The following is an 18,302-nucleotide window of genomic DNA, read 5'->3' as shown; positions in this document are numbered from 1 at the left end:
AGTCCGAACCGATAACCGACAGGAGCGACACCGTGCCGAAGATGCTGGAAGTCACGGGGTTGGGCCACACCTACGCGGGCAGTCAACAGCACACCGCGATCGGCGACGTGTCGTTCGACGTGGAGTCCGGCCAGTTGGCCTGCATCGTCGGCCCCTCCGGGTGTGGCAAGTCGACGCTGCTGCGTTGCCTCGCCTCACTGATCACACCGAGCCGCGGCGAGGTGCGGATGCACGGCGACCTGGTGCGAGGCGTGCCGGAGGACCTGGCTGTCGTCTTCCAGGACTACAGCCGCTCGCTGTTTCCGTGGATGAGTGTGCGCGGCAACATCGAGTTCCCGTTGCGCTCCCGCGGTATCGGCAAGGCCGAACGCCGCGAACGGGCGGAACAGACCCTGCGGTGGGTCGGGTTGTCCGGTTCGGAACGCAAGTACCCCTGGCAACTCTCCGGCGGAATGCAGCAGCGCGTGGCCATCGCCCGGGCACTGGCGTGCCGTCCCGCGCTGCTGCTGATGGACGAACCGTTCGCCTCGGTGGACGCGCAGACCAGGTTCGAGCTCGAGGACCTGCTGCTGCAGGTGCGCAAGGAGCAGGACACGACGATTCTGCTGGTCACCCACGACATCGACGAGAGCGTGTATCTCAGCGACCGGGTGCTGGTGCTGTCGAAGTCCCCGGCCTCCATAGTGGCCGATCTGCCGGTCGAACTCGGTGAGGACCGCGACCAGATCAGTACGCGCGAATCGGAGACCTTCGTCCAGCTGCGTGGCGAGATAGCCAGGCTGTTGCGAAGCCGCGAGCACCAGCCCGATTCGGACGATTCCGGGGCCTCCGGGGAAACGACCACCGAGCCCACTGAAGTCGCAGAGACAGCGGAGAAGGCGGACGAACGCGACTCCGAGGAAGCTCCGGAAGCTCCGACCGAGCGAACCGGGGACACGACTTCGGAGGCCGACACAGAAGCTGCTTCCCCAACGGAGTCGGCCGACGAGGCGGAATCGAAGCCCGAGACGGAAGCGGAGCCCGCCGAGGAACGAGCCCGGACCGAAGAATCCGCTTCCGAGAAAGAACCGGATTCCCGCACGGGATCCCACGAGACCGGTGAGGCCGGTTCGGAAACCGATGCGGCTTCCGAGACCGAGGGGAACTCCGAGACCGGGACGGTGTCGGAAACCGAGGGTGAAAAGTCCGAAACGGAATCGGCCACCACGGCGGAATCGGCGGCACGCGAGTCGAGCTGACTCGCCCATGACAGGAGGAGCCGTTCGCCACCGAGCGGTGGCGAACGGCTCCGATCACTCCGACCGCGCCGCCGGTATCGAACGAGCCTTGCGCGAACTCGTTCGCGGGAGTGGTCCGACCCGGTACTTCAGCCCTTACCGTTGACTTCCTTCATGCACACCGTGCGGGTGGGCTCGGGGTAGATCGCGTAATAGGAGCCGGGAGCGCAGACGGCCTTGTCGGCTTTGTCGGCGACCTTGGTGACGTCGAACGTCGCCCTGTTCGACTCGCAGGAGACCTTGGTGTCCAGGTGTTGCTTGTCCTGCACCCACAGGCAGTCCTCGGCGGTGACGTCCAGGATCATGCAGTAGACGTCACTTTCGATGGTCAACACCTCGTAAGCGCGCTTTTCGGAACAACTCTCGTTGGTCAAGTGTTTGACGATCTTGTAGTCCGAGGCTTCGGAGCCGCACGCGACCTTCTCCTCCTCGAAGTTCCGCAGGCTCGCGTCGACCATGTCGAGGCAGTCACCCTTCTCGATGGTCGGCCCCGTGAAACCCGAGATCGCTTCGGTGATGTTCGACCGCAGCGGCCCGAGGGCGAACGTCCCGAGGACTCCGAGCAGCACTGCCACGCCGAGCGTGGTGAGTGTGATCACCAGCGGTTTACGAGCCTTGCCCTCTCCTTCTTCGGAGGTGGGTTGTTCCGCGCCAGCTTCGTGAGCGGGCTCTTCCGCTGCCCGCTGCTCTTCGGGCGGTTCCGCCGGATCGGGTGGTTGCGATGGAGTACTCACGCCGTCCTCTTCGATAGCTTTCACTCTTTCGGACGAAGAAGATACTGGAGGAAGGCGACATACCGGGACCTCGTTTTCCGACGAACCGGACGAGTGTTGTCGCAATGGAATCTCACCGCAACAGGAGCTTTGTGCCCCGCACTGCCGGACGCGGAACACACTCGCGAAGCCGTGTCCGACCGCACATCCGCGGCTGGCGCCCGACGATTTCGCGGGAAATTGACGCCCACCCACCGGCCGACCCGACGGGTACCGTGGTGCGCGACACTGTGGCACGCTCCGTCGGCGGTGGAATACTCGACGGTCGGGAACCCGTTGCGCCGGTGGTGACCACCCGCGCACACCAGCACCGATCCAGTTCAGCCAGGAGCCAGCACGTGACTGACGGACCGCTGATCGTCCAATCGGACAAGACCGTCCTGCTGGAGGTCGATCATCCCGGGGCCGAGCAGGCCCGAACCGCGATCGCACCGTTCGCCGAGTTGGAACGAGCACCGGAACACGTTCACACCTACCGGGTGACCCCGCTCGCGCTCTGGAACGCGCGGGCCGCGGGTCACGATCCCGAGCAGGTGGTCGACGCGTTGGTCAACAACTCCAGGTACCCGGTTCCGCAGCCACTGCTCGTCGACATCGTCGAGACGATGGGTCGTTACGGCAGGCTGGAGCTGTCCAACGACCCGGCGCACGGGCTGGTGCTGACGGCGCGCGATCGCGCCGTGCTCGAAGAGGTGCTGCGCAGCAAGAAAGTCAAACCCATGGTGGGGTCGCGCCTGGACGACGACACCGTGGTGGTGCATCCCAGTGAACGCGGCAGGCTCAAGCAGACCCTGCTCAAACTGGGTTGGCCCGCCGAGGACCTGGCCGGCTACGTGGACGGCGAGGCCCATCCGATCTCGCTGCGCCAGCACGGCTGGCAACTTCGTGATTACCAGCGACAGGCCGTGGACGCCTTCTGGGCAGGGGGCTCGGGAGTGGTCGTACTGCCCTGCGGCGCCGGTAAGACACTGGTCGGCGCGGCGGCCATGGCCGAAGCGGGCGCCACCACGCTGATCCTGGTCACCAACACGGTCGCCGGGCGACAGTGGAAGCGCGAGCTGGTGGAACGAACCTCGCTGACCGAGGAGGAGATCGGCGAGTACTCCGGCGAGCAGAAGGAGATCCGGCCGGTCACCATCGCCACCTACCAGGTGATAACCCGCAAGTCCAAGGGCGAGTACCAGCATCTCGACCTGTTCGAGTCCCGCGACTGGGGTCTGATCGTCTACGACGAGGTGCACCTGCTTCCCGCGCCGGTGTTCCGGATGACCGCCGATCTCCAGTCCAGGCGTCGCCTCGGTCTGACCGCCACCCTTGTGCGGGAGGACGGCCGGGAGAGCGACGTGTTCTCACTGATCGGCCCCAAGCGCTTCGACGCGCCGTGGAAGGACATCGAGGCGCAGGGTTGGATCGCGCCTGCCGACTGCGCCGAGGTGCGCGTGACGCTGACCGAGAACGAACGCATCGAGTACGCCACCGCCGAGGCCGAGGAACGCTACAAGGTGTGTGCCACCGCACGTACCAAGGCGTCGGTGGTACGGGCGATCCTGGACCAACACCCCGGCGAGCCCGCACTCGTGATCGGCGCCTACCTGGAACAACTGCACGAACTGGGCCGGGAGCTGGACGCCCCGATCATCGAGGGCTCGACCAGGAACAAGGAGCGCGAAGCCCTCTACGACTCCTTCCGGCGCGGTGAGATCAACCGGCTGGTGGTCTCCAAGGTCGCCAACTTCTCCATCGATCTCCCGGAGGCCTCGGTGGCCGTGCAGGTGTCCGGTACGTTCGGTTCGCGACAGGAGGAGGCCCAACGGCTGGGCAGACTGCTGCGGCCGAAGACGGAAGGCGGCCAGGCGCACTTCTACTCGGTGGTTGCCAGGGACACCCTGGACACCGACTACGCTGCACACCGGCAACGCTTCCTCACCGAACAGGGCTACGCCTACCGGATATTGGACTCCGAGGACCTGCTGGGACCGGCCGTTCCCGATGTGGACGGGTGAGAGGCGGTTGCCCCGCTCCTGGGGGCGCGGGGTACGGCTCGTGGTGGGCCGATCCCGCTTCGACGCCCGTAGTTGGACACCACCGCAGGCGGAGGATGCTGGAGGGCCAGGATGAGCACCGGGAACGACGCGACACCCACGATAGGCGGGGCTCACCGCTTCGTCGGGTTGGCAGCGAACCTGGAACGGTACGCGGGAACACCGTCCGAGGCGGAACCACCGAACGTGCACGGCCCCGATCGTGGCTACGGTCTGGTGTTTTTCCATCTGGACGAATACCACCTCAGCTCCGTGATCAGTTCCGGACTGCGTTTCCAACCGATCGGTGCCGAGCCCGCGCAGGAACTGGCGTGCACGGTCTACCGGGAACAGGCCGAAGCGGCCCGCTACCTGGTGGACATCTCGTCGGAACTGTTGGTGCGGAACGGGACTCACCTGGTGCCGGACCAGCTCGTACCGAACGACAAACCGCTGCTGGCCGGTACCGAGTTCCACGCGCTGCTGGCGGGTGGTCATCCACTCTTCCCGCCCGAGTTCACCCGGTTCACCGACGCGCAGGGAGTAGAACAGCTACAGGTGTTCACGCTGCTGCCGGTCACCCTCGGTGAACTGAACTTCGCGCTCGATCGGGGCGTCGCGGCACTGCGGCAGCAGTGGGCCCGCTTCGAGGTGGACGTCTTCGACATCGGCAGACCCAGCGTGGCCTGACCCCGGCACTCGCTGTGACCACCGCCGACGGTGTGGTGTTCCGGGCAAACCTCTGCCCGAGTTGGTACGCACGTGCCAGGATCGAAGTCATGTGCTCCACCGACGACGAACTCGACCTGGCCGAACTCGACGCGGTACGCGTCTACAGCCTGCCGATGCGTACGAGATTTCGTGGAGTCACGACCAGACAGGGCGTGCTGCTCAGCGGCCCCGCGGGTTGGGGGGAGTTCTGCCCGTTCGAGGACTACTCGGACGTGGATGCCGCCCCTTGGCTGCGCGCCGCTCTGGAGAGTTGTTTCGAGAGCTGGCCCGAGCCGGTACGGGACGCCGTACCGGTCAACTGCACCGTTCCGGCCGTGGACCCGGAGCGGGCACACCGCATCGTCGCGGACTCCGGTTGTCGTACCGCGAAGGTCAAGGTGGCCGAATCGGGCCAGCCGGAGTCGGCCGACGTCGAACGGTTGGTGGCGGTGCGGGACGCACTGGGCAACTCCGGAGCCGTGCGGGTGGACGCCAACGCCGCCTGGGACACCGACACGGCTGTGCGGCGGATCCGTGAGCTCGACCGCGCCGCTTCCGGCCTGGAGTACGTCGAACAGCCCTGCCCAACGGTGCCGGAGCTGGCCGCCGTACGACGGCGGGTCGATGTACGCGTAGCGGCGGATGAATCGATTCGGCGTGCGGTGGACCCGCTGCGGGTGGCGGTCGCGGAGGCGGCCGATGTGGCGGTGATCAAGGCGACCCCGCTGGGCGGGGTCCGACGCGCGCTGCGGGTGGCCGAGGCCTGCGGACTTCCCTGTGTGGTCTCCTCCGCGGTGGAGAGCAGTGTGGGGTTGGCCGCGCAGCTCGCCCTCGCCGGGGCCCTGCCGGAGCTGCCCTTCGCCTGTGGCCTGGGCACGGTGGCGCTGCTGGACGGCGACATGGTCAGCGAGCCCCTGCTGCCGGTGAACGGATGGCTGCCGGTGCCGCGACGCGCCCCCGCCCCCTCCCCCGCGCTGGTCGCCGCGGCCACACCTCCGGCGGAGACGCAGCACCGCTGGCTGGACCGGTTGCGCCGGGTGCACGATCTCATGCCGCGTGGCGCTGCCGAGGAATCGGAATAACCGAATTTCCGGCCGCGGGTAACGCTCCGGCTTCGTGGAAGTGACGAATCGCGCGAAAACGGCGGGAAAGGTCGAATTCCCGGCTCGGATACGACGAAATCGCCGCGCGTTTCCCGACTCGTGCGATAGCCTCTGACCACCGCACGACGCGACACCGGAATGTCGGTGCTTCCCCGAACATCGCTGTCGCGAGTTATGAGTGTGGACGGTTCCGTGACCACGAACGATGCGTTCGAAACGGTTCGTGGCCTCGGTGGAGCGTCCCGACCCCGGTGGTCGGTGATCGTTCGAACCGGTTTTTCGACAATGAGCTCTAAAAGGAGCGAGGCGCATGACCATCGCAGCGGCCGGGCGTCGAGCCATGTCCGCGGTGAGTGAGGGACAGGATCTGTCCGAAACGGTCGGTGAGGCCGCCGAGCGCGGCGCCGACGGGTTCGCGATCGACCCGGGTGACTTCCTCTCCGCGCGGGAACAGGGCAGCTCGGCGGGTACCCGGATAGAGCAGCAGAACGCATCGATGGAGGAAATCGGTGCGATCGTCAGCAACACCACCCTGGAGCGGGGTGACGACGGGGAGTGGGTCAATGTGATCTGCCCCGTCGTGATCCCCAAGCGCAACGCGATAGTCGCCCTCGCGGTCCCGGTGCTGGGGCTGGCCTTCCTGGCGATGATCGGGTTGGTGGCGACCAGCTCGAGCGGCGTGGGGACGGCTTGGTTCGGCCCGCAGCTCTGGACGCTGCTGGTGATCCTGGCCGTGCTGCTGTGGGCACGACGCAGTGTCGTCATGGTGCCGGAGGGGTGCCAGGCGATGATCACGAAGTTCAGCAAGCTCGACCGCACCGTGGGACCGGGCCGCACGGTGCTGCTCGACCCCCGCAAGAAGGTCAGCTACGTGCTGAACACGACGCGGGAGTACCCGTTCAACGCGCCGATCAGCGAGGCGCCGACTCGGGGTGGCATCAAGGCCTCGGTGGACCTGTTCCTGCAGTTCCGCATCGAGGACCCGACGCAGTTCATGTTCGCGCTGGGTGCCGTCTCCGGTTTCTCCGACAAGCTGACCAACGCGGTCAGCGAGGTCACCCGGAGTCTGATCTACCAGCAGCGGGCGGAGGACATATACGACCTCGTGGGGGAGAGCACCCAGGAACTGCTGGACAGCCTGAACGAGCAGTTCCTGCCCGCCGTACGGCTGACCAGCGCCAACATCACCCATGCCGAGCCGTCGAGCCAGCAGTACCGGGCCGACCTCGCCGCGCCGGAGATGGTGCGGATGGCCAAGGACGCCTACACCTACGAGTACGAACTCAGTCTGCGCAAGGAACAGGACGAGGGTGATCTGAACAAGGAACTGGCCTCGATGAACGAGAGCCTGTCCGGGATCAGGGCCGAGATCGCCAGTTACCAGGCGCAGATGGACACCGCGCTGGAACGCGAGACCAACCGCGCCAAGGCGCAGGCGCGGCAGCGCTTCGTGGAGGCCGAGAGCACCGCCAACGCCAACTCCGCGCTGCTGGAAGCGCAGGCACTGGACATTCGCGCGGTGAGTGCCGCGAACAATCCGGAGATCCTGGAATACCACTACGAGAAGGACGTGCTCGACAAGCTGGAGAGTCTGGCCGAGCACCTGCCGGTACTCGTCTCGCTCGGGGACCAGGACGACATCGACTACCCGGCCGCGGCGCGGCGGATGCTCGGCAATCACGAGGGTGCGGCGGGACTGTCCGAGTCGGATGTGGCAGCGATTCGGGAGCGCACCGAGACGATCCGGGAACGCATCAGCGGTCGTGAGGCCGAGATCGAGCAACTGCTGGCCGCGGGTGGACACACCGAGTCGTCCGGAACGGAGGCAGCGGGGTCGGAGTTCCCCGGCGCGGAGCCCGAAAACCCCCCCTCCGAAACCCCAGTCTCCGAAACCACCGCCCCCGAAACCACGGACGCCGGGCTCGGGGAAGCCGGCACGACCGGCTTCGACGGGGCGGAGGCCGCCACCGCACTCCCCACCGGCGGGGAGAACGCTCCGGCAGCCCCCGCGACCGGAGCGGATCCGAACGGTACCGCGGGTACGACCACCGACGAGGCTTCAAATGGCGAGGCTCGGGGCGGCGAACAACAGCAGGCAGGTGAGATGTGATGTCCACCCAACAACGCGGTTTTTCCAAGATCACCGATGTGGTCGCGCCATGGTCGAAGGTCCGTGAGCTCATTCGCGGCGGCGACGAAGGCAGACTCGTTCCCGTCGTGATCCCGAAGGACGGCCGGAGCGTCGGCTGGGTCGCGCTGCTGTTCGTGGCGCTCTACCTGGCGGGCACGGCGGTGTTCAGCGGCGGCCTGGTCGCCGTGGCCACTGGGATCGCCGCTGCCGTGGCGCTGGTGCTCGCCGCGATCGCGCTGTGGCGCGCTTCGATCGTGGAGATCGAGCAGGGCACCACCGGCATCCGCAGCCGCTACGGTGCCTTCACCGGTACGCTCTCCCCCGGTCGGCACTACCTGTGGTGGCCTTGGGACAAGGTGGAGTTCGTCGTCGACACCACCACCGAGATCCCGTACAACGCTCCGGTCGCGGCCTGCCCCACCTCCGAGGACGTGCCGTTGAAGGCGATCGAGTTCTTCCTGAAGTTCCGCATCGACAATCCGATCGACTTCGTGCGCACCATCGGGGCGGGCAACTTCGACGTGGTGCTGTCCAGCGCGGTGCAGGACGCGATCCGGCAGCGCGGCAGGCAGGTGCACACCGAGGAGGCCTACGAGCTGCGCGGCAGCGATGTCGAGGACATGCAGGCGACGCTGAACCGGCAGCTCAACAAGTACGGGGTGAGCATCCTCGGCGCCAACATCCCGGATGTGCAGCTGCCGGACCAGTACCAGCAGCACCTCGCCACCCGGGAGCGGGTCGCCAAGGAGCTCAGCGCCTACGAACGGGAGTGGGAGCTGACCCGCAAGCGTCGGATCGACAACCTGCTGATGGAGATCGAGCGCGCCAAGAAGACCCGCGACGCCAAACTGGTCGAGGTGAAGGCGGCCCGCAACCAGGCTCGGCGCGATGTCGCCAGGCAGCTGGAGGAGCAGGAGACCGAGGCGCAGCGGGCGCAGTGGGAGATCGAGGCGCGCGGCAGGGCGACGCTGACCGAGGCGCAGAACGAGGCGAAGTCCCGGCAGCGGCTGGGCCAGTCCTACCGCGACAACCGGGCGGTGCTGCACTACGAACTGGCTCGACGCAGGCTGGAGGTGGGGGCCAGGCTCGCCGAGCGGGCACCGCGCCCCGTGGTCGTGCGTGGTGGTGGGGGTGAGCAGTCGGGACTGTCCACCCTGCTGTTGTCACAGCTGCTGCCGAAGCTGACTTCGGAGGCGTTCTCCGACGGCCAGTCCCGCCAGGGGTCGGGTTCGGAGAACGGCCGGGGCGAGAGCTATGCGGACGAGGCGATGCGTGCGCTCGGTACCGCCAACGGCATCGCGGACTCCCTGCTCGGTGAGGACGGTTCCGGAAACCAGTAGAGGGTCGGAAACCAGGGTGATCGCCGGTTCGGTCGGGTGTGTCCGGATGTTCCGGGCGGCCCGGCCGAACTCGGCCCGCGACGGAAGCGGGGAACGCCCGCGAACCAGCCGCGACGAGAACGGTGTGACCCTCGATCGAGCGCTCGGACAGACAGCTCGACAGCTGCCCTCCCGATTCACCCCGCCCGGCGGGCTCTCCTGCGGAGCAGCACGAACAACACCGTCAACGCCGCCAGCCCGGCGAGCACCGGAGCTACTCGCTTCAGTACCGGCATACCCGCCGTGCCCAGCAGATCCACAGCATCGTCCGAAGTGGATGTCGGTCCCGTGCCGCCCGAGCGCACCGTCGATAACCGGGCGCTCGAGCGGGAGCTCTCCCCGCTCTCCGCCTCGGTGACCTTCCAGCCGGGGCCGGTGTCGGCCGGGGTTGAGGCACCATCGCTCGTTTCACCGGCGGATGCCCCGGAAGCGGGAGTCGCGGGGGTCCGTTCGCCGCCGTTCGACACGGCGGGACCGGAACCGTTTCCGGCGGGAGCGGCCGAGGTGGAAGCACCGGACTGCCCCGCGCCCTGCTCTCGCGGGGTCTCCGGGTGGCCTGCCGCGGTGCTCGTCCCCGGGGACGTCTCCTGCCCGGTGACCGCTTCCCGCCCAGTGCCTGCCTCCGATTCGCTGCCGGTGAGCCTGCCCGCCAGGCACTCCGCGAACTGGTCGATGAGCTTCTGCGCGACATCGGAGATCAGCCCGCGGCCCAGCTGTGCGGGTTTGCCGGTGACTTTCAGATCGGTGTCCACGTGCACCCTCGTGCTCGTTCCCTCCGGAGCGAGCCGGGCCGTGACACTCGCCGAAGCCGTACCGTTGCCACGCGAATCCTTGCCGCTCGCCTCGATGACGGCGCGGCGCTCTTCGTGATCGACCTCGGTGAAACTGCCGTTGCCCTTGTACATCAGCGACACCGGCCCCAGCTTCACCTTCACCGAGCCCGCGAACTCCTCGCCCTCGGCGCTTTTCAGGGTGGCTCCCGGCATGCAGGGGGCCACCTGTTCGGGATCCAGCAACACCGGCCACGCGACATCGGCCGGAACCGGGACGGTGAATTCGTGTTCGAGTCGCACTGCTCCTCCTCGTATCACTTCCGGTTACGAACCATTGGGCCGCGCCGGGAAGGTGTCGGACGGTGGGGGCTCGGGTACCGGGATCCGAGCCCCCACGTCACACCGAACGGGTGCGTCTATCCACCGGCCGCCGTGGCCAGCGCCCTGCCGGTCAGCACCTCGGCGAGGTGTTCGCGGTAGTCGGCCTCCGCACTGGCATCGCTCCCCGCGTGGGTGCCTTCCGTGGCATGCGCGGCCGCCTGCCGGATCGCCTCCCCGCTCGGCGGAGAGCCGAGCAGGGCCTGCTCCACCCCGCGTGCTCGCACCGGCGTGGCGCCCATGTTCGTCAGGCCCACCCGGGCCTGTGCCACGGTTCCGTCCCGCACCAGCAGGGTGGCCGCCACTCCCACGATCGACCACGCCTGGGCGACCCGGTTGAACTTCTCGTAGTGCGCCCGCCAACCCGTGTACTTGGGCAGCCGCACCTCGACCAGCACTTCGTTGGCCTCCAGCGCGGTGGTGAAGTAGTCCACGAAGAACTCGGCGGCGGGCACGGTTCGCCTGCCGCTCGGCCCGGCGATCACCATCTCCGCCTCCATGGCCAGCACGGGCGCGGGCAGGTCGCCCGCGGGGTCCGCGTGGGCCAACGAACCGCCGAAGCTGCCGCGGTGGCGCACCTGGGGATCGGCCACGGTGCGGGTGGCCAGCGCCACCAGTTCGGCGTGCTGTCGCACCAGGTCGGAACGCATAACGTCGTGATGGCTGGTCATCGCTCCGATAACCAGCGCGTCGCCGTCCTCGCGGACCCCCTGCGTCTCGGTAATTTTGCCGAGGTCGACGACCAGGCCGGGATCGGCCATCCGCATCCGAAGCACCGGCAACAGGCTCTGCCCGCCCGCCAGCACCTTGGCCTCGTCGCCCGCTCGGTCCAGCGTCCGTACCGCTTCCTCCACCGTGGACGGTGCCACGTACTCGAACTCGGCTGGAATCACCGTGCACCTCCACTCGCTCCGGTCGCGAAGCCGCCACCGCTTTCGATCGATCCGAGTCCGCCGCCGGATTCCGAACCGGTCGAGGAACCTGCTCGGACACCGGCCAGCGCGCGCCAGACCCGCTGCGGCGAGCACGGCATCTGCACGTCGTTCACTCCGTACTGGCGGAGCGCGTCGACCACGGCGTTGACCACCGCGGGCGTCGACGCGATGGTTCCCGCCTCGCCGACCCCCTTCACACCCAGCGGGTTCGAGGTGGCGTCGGTCTCGGTGCGGTCGGTGTGGAACTCCGGTAGATCCACCGCCGAGGGCACCAGGTAGTCGGCGAGGGTGGCCGTGGTGAGCGTGCCGTCGTCGTCGTAGACGGCCTCCTCGTAGAGGGCCTGGGCGATACCCTGCGCGAGACCACCGTGCACCTGCCCCTCCACGATCATCGGGTTGACCACGCTGCCCACGTCGTCCACGCACACGTACGACCTGATCCGCACCGCACCGGTTCCGGTGTCCACCTCGGCGGCGCAGAGGTGCGTGCCGTGCGGGAACGAGAAGTTCTCCGGGTCGAAGTTCGCCTCCGCGTCCAGATTGGGCTCCACACCCTCCGGAAGGTCGTGCGCGGTGAACGCGGCCAGCGCCACGTCGGTGATCGCCATACCCTTGTCCGTACCCCGCACGGCGAACCTGCCGGCGGAGAAGTCGAGGTCGTCCTCGGAGCACTCCAGCATGTGCGCCGCGATCCGCCTGGCCTTGTCGATCACCCTGTCGGCGGCGTGCACGGCGGCGATACCGCCCACCGTGAGCGAACGCGACCCGTAGGTGTCCAGCCCGCGCGGTGAGCTCTGGGTGTCCCCGTGCAGCACCTCCACGTCGTCGAACGGCACGCCCAGCCGGTCGGCGACGATCTGGCTCCACGAGGTCACGTGGCTCTGGCCGTGTGGCGAGGTCCCGGTGACCACCTCGACCTTGCCGGTGGGCAACACGCGGACCTGGGAGTTCTCCCAGCCACCCGCCCCGTAGGACAACGACCCCAGCACCCGGGAGGGAGCCAGCCCACACATCTCGGTGAAGGTGGAGATCCCGATACCCAGCTGGACGGTGTCGTCGGACTGCCTGCGTCGCAGTTGCTCGTCACGCAGCTGCTGGTAGCCGAACATCTCCATCGCGCGGTCGGTGGCGACCTCGTAGTTGCCCGAGTCGTAGGTCAGCCCGGCGACGGTGGTGTACGGGAACTCGTCGTGGCCGATCCAGTTTTTGCGCCGGATCTCCATCGGATCCATGTCGAGTTCCGCCGCGAGTTCGTCCATCATCCGCTCGATGCCGAAGGTCGCCTCCGGACGTCCGGCGCCGCGGTAGGCGTCGGTCGGCGTCTTGTTGGTGAACACGTTGGTGCAGCTGAACCGGTAGGCCGGGAACTTGTAGATCGCGTTGAACATCAACGCGCCGAGTATCGGAATCCCGGGGGTGACCAACCGCAGGTAGGCCCCCATGTCGGCGAGCAGCTTCACGTCGAGACCGGTGACGGTGCCGTCCGAGCGCGCCGCCAGCGAGAGCCGCTGCACCTGGTCGCGTCCGTGGTGGCCCGCCACCATGGTCTCCGAGCGGGACTCGGTCCACTTGACCGGCCGTCCAAGTTGCTCGGCGAGCAGGAAGGTGAGGATCTCTTCGGGTGTGACCTGGAGTTTGCCGCCGAATCCACCGCCGACGTCGGGGGCGATCACCCGGATCTTCTGCTCGGGCGTCCCCAGCGTCATGGCCAGCATGGTGCGCAGGATGTGCGGAACCTGGGTGGCCGAGTACATCGTGTACTGCTCGCCGGTCGGATCGGCCAGCACCGAGCGGGGTTCCATGAAGGCCGGGATCAGCCGCTGCTGCCGGAAGGTGCGATCCACCCTGATCTCGGCCTCGCGCAGCGCCGCGTCCACGTCACCGCCGGTCCCGGCCTCGGCCGAGTCGAAGGTCCACGTGGCGTTGCGGTTGGTGCCGAGGTCCTCGTGTACCAGCGGCGAGTCGTCCCTGGCGGCCGACTCGATGTCGAGCACCACGTCGAGGTCCTCGTAGTCGATGTCGATGGTGTCGAGCGCGTCGCGTGCCTCGGCGGCACTGCGCGCGGCGACCATGGCCACCGCCTCGCCCGCGAAGTTGACGGTGTCCACCGCCATGGCCGGTGCGGCAGGGGCCTTCATGTCCTCGGTGACCGGCCAGGCGCACGGCAGGCTGCCCTGCCGCTGGGCGATGTCGGAACCGGTGACCACGGCCTGTACGCCGGGCATGCGCCGCGCCTCGGAGGTGTCGACGGAGGTGATGCGGGCGTGCGCGACCGGGCTGCGCAGCACCGCCATGTGCAGCATTCCCGGGACGGTCATGTTGTCCGTCCAACGTGTCCTGCCGGTGACCAGGCGTGCGTCTTCCTTGCGCTTGCGGGAACGGCCGAGTTCCGGCTCGGTGGGGCTCACCGGTGTCGCGGTCATGACTGTCCTCCGGCTACCCGCTGCTGAGTGGTCTGTTCGGTCGAGGTGCGCGGGGCCGGAGCCTCGCCGGAGTGTTCCATCGCGGGACCCGCACCCGCTCGCATCTGCTGGGAGGCATCGCGCACGGCGCGCACGATGTTCTGGTAGCCGGTGCAGCGGCAGAGGTTGCCCTCCAGCCCCTCGCGAATCTGCTCGTCGTCGGGCTCGGGGTTCTCGGCGAGCAGGTCCAACGCCTGCATGATCATTCCCGGCGTGCAGAACCCGCACTGCAGGGCGTGGTTGTCGTGGAACGCCCGCTGCATCGGGTGCAGTCGCCCGTCGCGGGAGAGGGACTCGACGGTGGTCACCTCGTGCCCGTCGGCCTGCACGGCCAGCACCGAGCAGGACTTCACACTGTGCCCGTCCATATGGACCGTGCAGGCACCACAGTTGCTGGTGTCGCAACCGACGACGGTGCCGACCTTGCCGAGCTGATCACGCAGGTACTGCACGAGCAGCGTTCTGGCCTGTACCTCGTCGGTATAGGTGGTTCCGTCGACCTCGACGGTTATGCGCGGCATCGGGCCTCCTTCACGGAGCCTGCCCGCATGGTGCGGACATGCATGGGGACGACGCCTCGGGGACTCTCCGAACGGTTCGACCCGCGCTCGTGGGAACGCTTCGCCACGCGGGAACCGGCGAGCGGCGAACCGCGGTGGGGCGCGGCGGCACCGGCCGCTCGCGGCCCCACGCACCCGCCACGCGCACTCCCCGCACACGAGATAACGCCCGGCCCGCTTCGGCCGAGCGGCCCGAGCAACCGAACCATCGCGAAAACACCCCTCGGCAGTGACTGCTGTCACACTTTCGAGGCTGCTACGCCCGTGGCGGCGAGGCAAGCCCCTTGCGACTCCACGCAATGATCCCGAACAACACGCACCGCACCCGGGCAGCGACACACGGTTCCCGCGCCACGATCAGGTGAGAGCCCCGGAAGAGCTGGTCAACAAGCGATCAGGAGAAGCAGCCGCTCTCCGGGCGCCCCCACGACGCGCAGCGGCCACCTCCCCGACACATTCCTTCGGCCCCGAACATTTCGCGCGAAATCGACGCCACGCCACCCCGACCCGAATCCCCTTCGCAGTCCCTTTCACGCAGCAGAGTGACGCGGCCTCACCCGGGACGCCACGCGGCACACCGGTGATCGACTCGGCGGGACCCGCCTCTACCATCTACGCCCGTGACCACCTACGACGATCTCGATCACCCGGACACCTCCACCCTGCCCCCACGCCAGCGGCGCATCCTGGCGGCGATCCGGGACTGGGTGGTGGAACACGGGTACTCACCGAGCACACGCGAGATCGGTGACGCAGTGGGGCTGCGATCGTCCTCCTCGGTCTCGAAACACCTCGCGAACCTGGAGTGGAAGGGCTTCCTCCGGCGCGGAACCACGGTCTCGCGGCCGATCGACGTACGCATGTTCCTGGCGGACTCCGCGACGAGGGAACCGAGCGGCGACCGGGTGAGCGTCCCGGTGGTCGGCGACATCGCCGCGGGCACCCCGATCACCGCCGAGGAGCACGTCGACGACGTACTCACGTTGCCACGGGAGTTCGCCGCGCGCGGCACCGTGTTCGCGCTGCGGGTCCGTGGCGACTCGATGATCGACGCCGGGATCAACCACGACGACGTGGTCGTGGTACGCCAACAACCCGAGGCGCACTCGGGTCAGATCGTCGCGGCGATGCTAGACGAGGAGGCCACGGTCAAGGTTTACCGCCGCCGCGGCGGCCACGTGCTGCTCGAACCGCGCAACCCGGCCCACGAGGTGATCGACGGCGACGACGCCGTGGTCCTCGGCATCGTGGTCTCGGTGCTGCGCAGCCTCTGACCGGGCCGGTGTCCGGCCCGACCGGTGTCCGGCCGGAATCGGATTCCGCCCCGGCGTCCCCACGCCCATGGGGCTTCGCGAGGCCCGAACGGGCCGTACCGTGTCCCGCCCGGCAAGGCCCCGGCCGGGTCCTACTGTTCGGCGGGTCGGGAACGTTCGGGCACCTCGGGAAGCTCCGGCTCGTGGTGAATGGCCCCCTCCATCCGGGAGAGCCGCTGACCGGTCCCGCCCCACCGGGAGGCGATCAGCTCGGCCGAGATGGACACGGCGGTCTCCTCCGGGGTGCGTGCCCCCAGGTCGAGCCCCAACGGGGAGGAGAGCGCGGCCAGTTCGGAATCCGTCACCCCTTCGGCACGCAGCCTTTCGAGCCGGTCGCGGTGGGTACGCCGCGAGCCCATCGCCCCGACGTAGGCCAACGGCTGCCGCAGCGCGACACGCAGCACCGGCACGTCGAACTTCGGATCGTGGGTGAGCACCAGCACGGCGGTGCGGGGATCCAACCTGCCCGCCCGGGCCTCCGCCTCCAGATAGCGGTGCGGCCAGTCCACCACGACCTCGTGCGCGTCGGGGAACCTGCTGGAGGTGGCGAACACGGGGCGGGCGTCGCACACGGTCACCCGATACCCCAGGAAGGCTCCCACCCGGGTCATGGCGGCCGCGAAGTCGATGGCCCCGAACACCAGCATCCGGGGTGGTGGCTCGAACGAGTTGACGAACACCCGCAGTCCCGCACCGCGCCGCTGCCCGTCCGGGCCGTACTCCAGCACCCCGGTTCTGCCCGTGGCCAACATCCCCCTGGCGTCGTCGACCACCGCATCATCGAGCCGGTCCGAGCCCAGCTCGCCCTCGCTGCGCTCGTGCCACACCAGGACCCGCCTGCCCACGCGGGACTCGTCCGGCGCCTCGACCACGGTCGCCACGGCTACCGGTTCACCCACCGCCACCGAGTCGGCGAGTGCGTCGAAGCGGGGGAAGGACGCGCGATCCACGCGCTCCACGAAGACGTCGATGATTCCACCGCAGGTCAGTCCCACCGCGAACGCGTCGTCGTCGCTGACGCCGTAGCGGGACAGCGTCGGCGGGTCACCGGAGAGCACCGAACCGGCCGTCTCGTAGACCGCCCCCTCCACGCACCCGCCGGAAACGCTGCCGGAGACCTCGCCGCTCCCGTCGACCAGCATGGCGGCGCCGGGCGCGCGCGGTGCCGAGGAAAAGGTCGCCACGACGGTGCCCACCCCTACGGGATTTCCGGACTCCCAGTGCCGCCGGAGCGCACCGAGTACGTCACGCACCACTCACCTCCACGGAATCCCCTGCGGGACGGCCTGCGGCGGCCGACTCCGAACAACTTCGCACCCGCTGCCACAGCTCCCGCAGCGCGGCGAGGCTGTGCCCGGCCACGAGCCCGTCCACGTGCGGCAGCGCCGCCGCTATGCCGGACTGCACCGGGGCGTAGCCCTCGTGACCAGCGTGCGGGTTGGCCCACAACACCGCGTGTGCCAGCCTACGCAGTCTGCTCATCTGCTCGGCGAGCTCGGCGGTGTCCCCGCGCTCCCAGCCGTCCGAGAACAACACCACCACCGCCTGCCGAGCGGCCCCGCGCTGTCCCCACCGGTCCAGGAACGCGCGCAGCGTGCTTCCCAGTCGCGTACCGCCGGAGAAGTCCGGCACCGCCCGCCCGGCCGAGGTCAACGCGAACTCCGGGTCACGTTGCCGCAGCTGCCTGGTCACCCGGGTCAGCCTCGTGCCGAGGGTGAAAACCTCGGTACTGGCGGGCGCTGCCCGCGTCACCACGTGCGCGAAGCGCAGCAGCGCGTCGGCGTAGGGACTCATCGATCCCGAGACGTCGATCAGCAGCACCACCTTGCGCGGCCGGTCCCCGCGTTTCCGCCGCACCAGGCGCACCGGTTCTCCACCGGTGCGGATCATGGCCCGCATGGTCGCTCCGGGATCGAGTCGCCCGGCGCGCGCCCGGCGCCAACGCAGCACGGGACGACGCGGCGGACGCGGATCCAGCCAGGAGATCATCCGCCGCAGGTGGGCGCGCTCCTCCTCGCCGAGTTCGGCCAGGTCACGGCGGTGCAGCACTTCCACGTCCCCGGCTGCCGCGAGCTGTTCGAGCTCCGTCGAGTCGGCCGACTCCGGCTCCTCGCCACCCAGCGGCAGCGCACGGGAACGCACCTGTCTGCGCTGCTCCTGCCGCAGTTCGGCCGTCTCCACCAACCTGCCGAACCAGGCGTGGAACGCCGCGTCGAAGCGGGGCAGGTCGTCGGGGTCAGAACACAGCGTCAGCCTGCCGGCCCAGTACAGCTGAGCACGGTCGGCGAAGTCGACGTGCTCGGTGGCGTCCAGGAAGGAACGCACCCGCGCCGGGCCACACCGCATCCCGGAATGGCGCAGCGCACGAGCGAACCCGACGAGCCCTTCGAGGGTGTGCTCCGCCTCGCGCATATCCACATTGTGCACCTCACGTGGCGATCACCACTCGGTTCCGCCACCGCTCCGGGGGAGGCCCGGACGTTCGG

Annotated in this window: 13 protein-coding genes and 1 pseudogene; 7 read left to right on the top strand and 7 right to left on the bottom strand. The window is 68.6% G+C overall.

What is annotated here, in order from left to right; all coding sequences use genetic code 11:
* Nucleotides 1–32: 32 nt before the first annotated feature.
* A pseudogene (locus tag ACOQFL_RS17900) lies at nt 33–795 on the top strand (ABC transporter ATP-binding protein); the annotation flags it as partial.
* A gap of 571 nt (nt 796–1,366) precedes the next feature.
* Here the strand turns inward: ACOQFL_RS17900 and ACOQFL_RS17895 are convergent.
* Nucleotides 1,367–2,011 (bottom strand): hypothetical protein, encoded by a 645-nt coding sequence (locus ACOQFL_RS17895; protein ID WP_435545332.1) that lies wholly within the window; start codon nt 2,009–2,011, stop codon nt 1,367–1,369.
* Between the two features lie 377 nt (nt 2,012–2,388).
* On the opposite strand from ACOQFL_RS17895, the gene ACOQFL_RS17890 reads away from it, so the two are divergent.
* The 5 genes from ACOQFL_RS17890 to ACOQFL_RS17870 all read left to right on the top strand — a co-directional run bounded on the left by ACOQFL_RS17890 (nt 2,389) and on the right by ACOQFL_RS17870 (nt 9,356).
* A complete protein-coding gene (locus ACOQFL_RS17890; RefSeq protein ID WP_435545331.1) occupies nt 2,389–4,053 on the top strand; it encodes a DNA repair helicase XPB in 1,665 nt (554 codons plus the stop codon).
* 111 nt (nt 4,054–4,164) lie between these two features.
* Nucleotides 4,165–4,761: a suppressor of fused domain protein gene (locus tag ACOQFL_RS17885; protein ID WP_435545330.1), complete on the top strand. Its 597-nt coding sequence runs from the start codon at nt 4,165–4,167 to the stop codon at nt 4,759–4,761.
* Nucleotides 4,762–4,850: 89 nt separating this feature from the next.
* Nucleotides 4,851–5,864 (top strand): o-succinylbenzoate synthase, encoded by a 1,014-nt coding sequence (locus ACOQFL_RS17880; protein WP_435545329.1) that lies wholly within the window; start codon nt 4,851–4,853, stop codon nt 5,862–5,864.
* A gap of 331 nt (nt 5,865–6,195) precedes the next feature.
* A complete protein-coding gene (locus ACOQFL_RS17875) occupies nt 6,196–7,995 on the top strand; it encodes an SPFH domain-containing protein (protein WP_435545328.1) in 1,800 nt (599 codons plus the stop codon).
* A complete protein-coding gene (locus ACOQFL_RS17870) occupies nt 7,995–9,356 on the top strand; it encodes an SPFH domain-containing protein (RefSeq protein ID WP_435545327.1) in 1,362 nt (453 codons plus the stop codon). Before ACOQFL_RS17875 ends, ACOQFL_RS17870 begins: the two co-directional genes overlap by 1 nt.
* 176 nt (nt 9,357–9,532) lie before the next feature.
* Here the strand turns inward: ACOQFL_RS17870 and ACOQFL_RS17865 are convergent, their stop codons facing one another.
* The 4 genes from ACOQFL_RS17865 to ACOQFL_RS17850 form a co-directional block, all read right to left on the bottom strand.
* Nucleotides 9,533–10,468 carry an SRPBCC family protein gene (locus ACOQFL_RS17865; protein ID WP_435545326.1) on the bottom strand — a complete coding sequence of 312 codons (936 nt, stop codon included), beginning with the start codon at nt 10,466–10,468 and terminating at the stop codon, nt 9,533–9,535.
* Nucleotides 10,469–10,584: 116 nt separating this feature from the next.
* Complete coding sequence (locus ACOQFL_RS17860) at nt 10,585–11,439, bottom strand: FAD binding domain-containing protein (protein WP_435545325.1); 855 nt, start codon at nt 11,437–11,439, stop codon at nt 10,585–10,587.
* The gene (locus tag ACOQFL_RS17855; RefSeq protein ID WP_435545324.1) at nt 11,436–13,904 is read right to left on the bottom strand and encodes a xanthine dehydrogenase family protein molybdopterin-binding subunit; all 2,469 of its coding nucleotides are present in this window, start codon (nt 13,902–13,904) and stop codon (nt 11,436–11,438) included. Before ACOQFL_RS17855 ends, ACOQFL_RS17860 begins: the two co-directional genes overlap by 4 nt.
* Nucleotides 13,901–14,464, bottom strand: a complete 564-nt coding sequence (locus tag ACOQFL_RS17850) for a (2Fe-2S)-binding protein (RefSeq protein ID WP_435545323.1) — start codon at nt 14,462–14,464, stop codon at nt 13,901–13,903. Before ACOQFL_RS17850 ends, ACOQFL_RS17855 begins: the two co-directional genes overlap by 4 nt.
* A gap of 659 nt (nt 14,465–15,123) precedes the next feature.
* On the opposite strand from ACOQFL_RS17850, the gene lexA reads away from it, so the two are divergent.
* Nucleotides 15,124–15,777 (top strand): transcriptional repressor LexA, encoded by a 654-nt coding sequence (lexA, locus tag ACOQFL_RS17845; RefSeq protein ID WP_435545322.1) that lies wholly within the window; start codon nt 15,124–15,126, stop codon nt 15,775–15,777.
* 131 nt (nt 15,778–15,908) lie between these two features.
* Here the strand turns inward: lexA and ACOQFL_RS17840 are convergent, their stop codons facing one another.
* Together ACOQFL_RS17840 and ACOQFL_RS17835 are read right to left on the bottom strand one after the other, a co-directional pair.
* Nucleotides 15,909–17,069: an XdhC family protein gene (locus tag ACOQFL_RS17840; RefSeq protein ID WP_435545321.1), complete on the bottom strand. Its 1,161-nt coding sequence runs from the start codon at nt 17,067–17,069 to the stop codon at nt 15,909–15,911.
* Entirely contained in the window at nt 17,062–18,228 is a 1,167-nt protein-coding gene (locus tag ACOQFL_RS17835; RefSeq protein WP_435545320.1) for a vWA domain-containing protein, read from the bottom strand. The genes ACOQFL_RS17840 and ACOQFL_RS17835 overlap by 8 nt, the downstream gene beginning before the upstream one ends.
* Nucleotides 18,229–18,302: the final 74 nt, after the last annotated feature.

This window comes from Actinopolyspora sabaoui (assembly GCF_051225635.1).
Classification (GTDB): domain Bacteria; phylum Actinomycetota; class Actinomycetes; order Mycobacteriales; family Pseudonocardiaceae; genus Actinopolyspora.
Note: the sequence above shows the minus strand (reverse complement) of the source record. Positions and strands in the feature narration are given on the sequence as shown.

Coding starts and splice junctions, on each gene's coding strand:
- ACOQFL_RS17885 (WP_435545330.1), top strand. CDS start 4,165: ATGAGCACCGGGAACGACGCGACACCCACGATAGGCGGGGCTCACCGC.
- ACOQFL_RS17850 (WP_435545323.1), bottom strand. CDS start 14,464: ATGCCGCGCATAACCGTCGAGGTCGACGGAACCACCTATACCGACGAG.
- ACOQFL_RS17870 (WP_435545327.1), top strand. CDS start 7,995: ATGTCCACCCAACAACGCGGTTTTTCCAAGATCACCGATGTGGTCGCG.
- ACOQFL_RS17835 (WP_435545320.1), bottom strand. CDS start 18,228: ATGCGCGAGGCGGAGCACACCCTCGAAGGGCTCGTCGGGTTCGCTCGT.
- ACOQFL_RS17855 (WP_435545324.1), bottom strand. CDS start 13,904: ATGACCGCGACACCGGTGAGCCCCACCGAGCCGGAACTCGGCCGTTCC.
- ACOQFL_RS17875 (WP_435545328.1), top strand. CDS start 6,196: ATGACCATCGCAGCGGCCGGGCGTCGAGCCATGTCCGCGGTGAGTGAG.
- ACOQFL_RS17880 (WP_435545329.1), top strand. CDS start 4,851: ATGTGCTCCACCGACGACGAACTCGACCTGGCCGAACTCGACGCGGTA.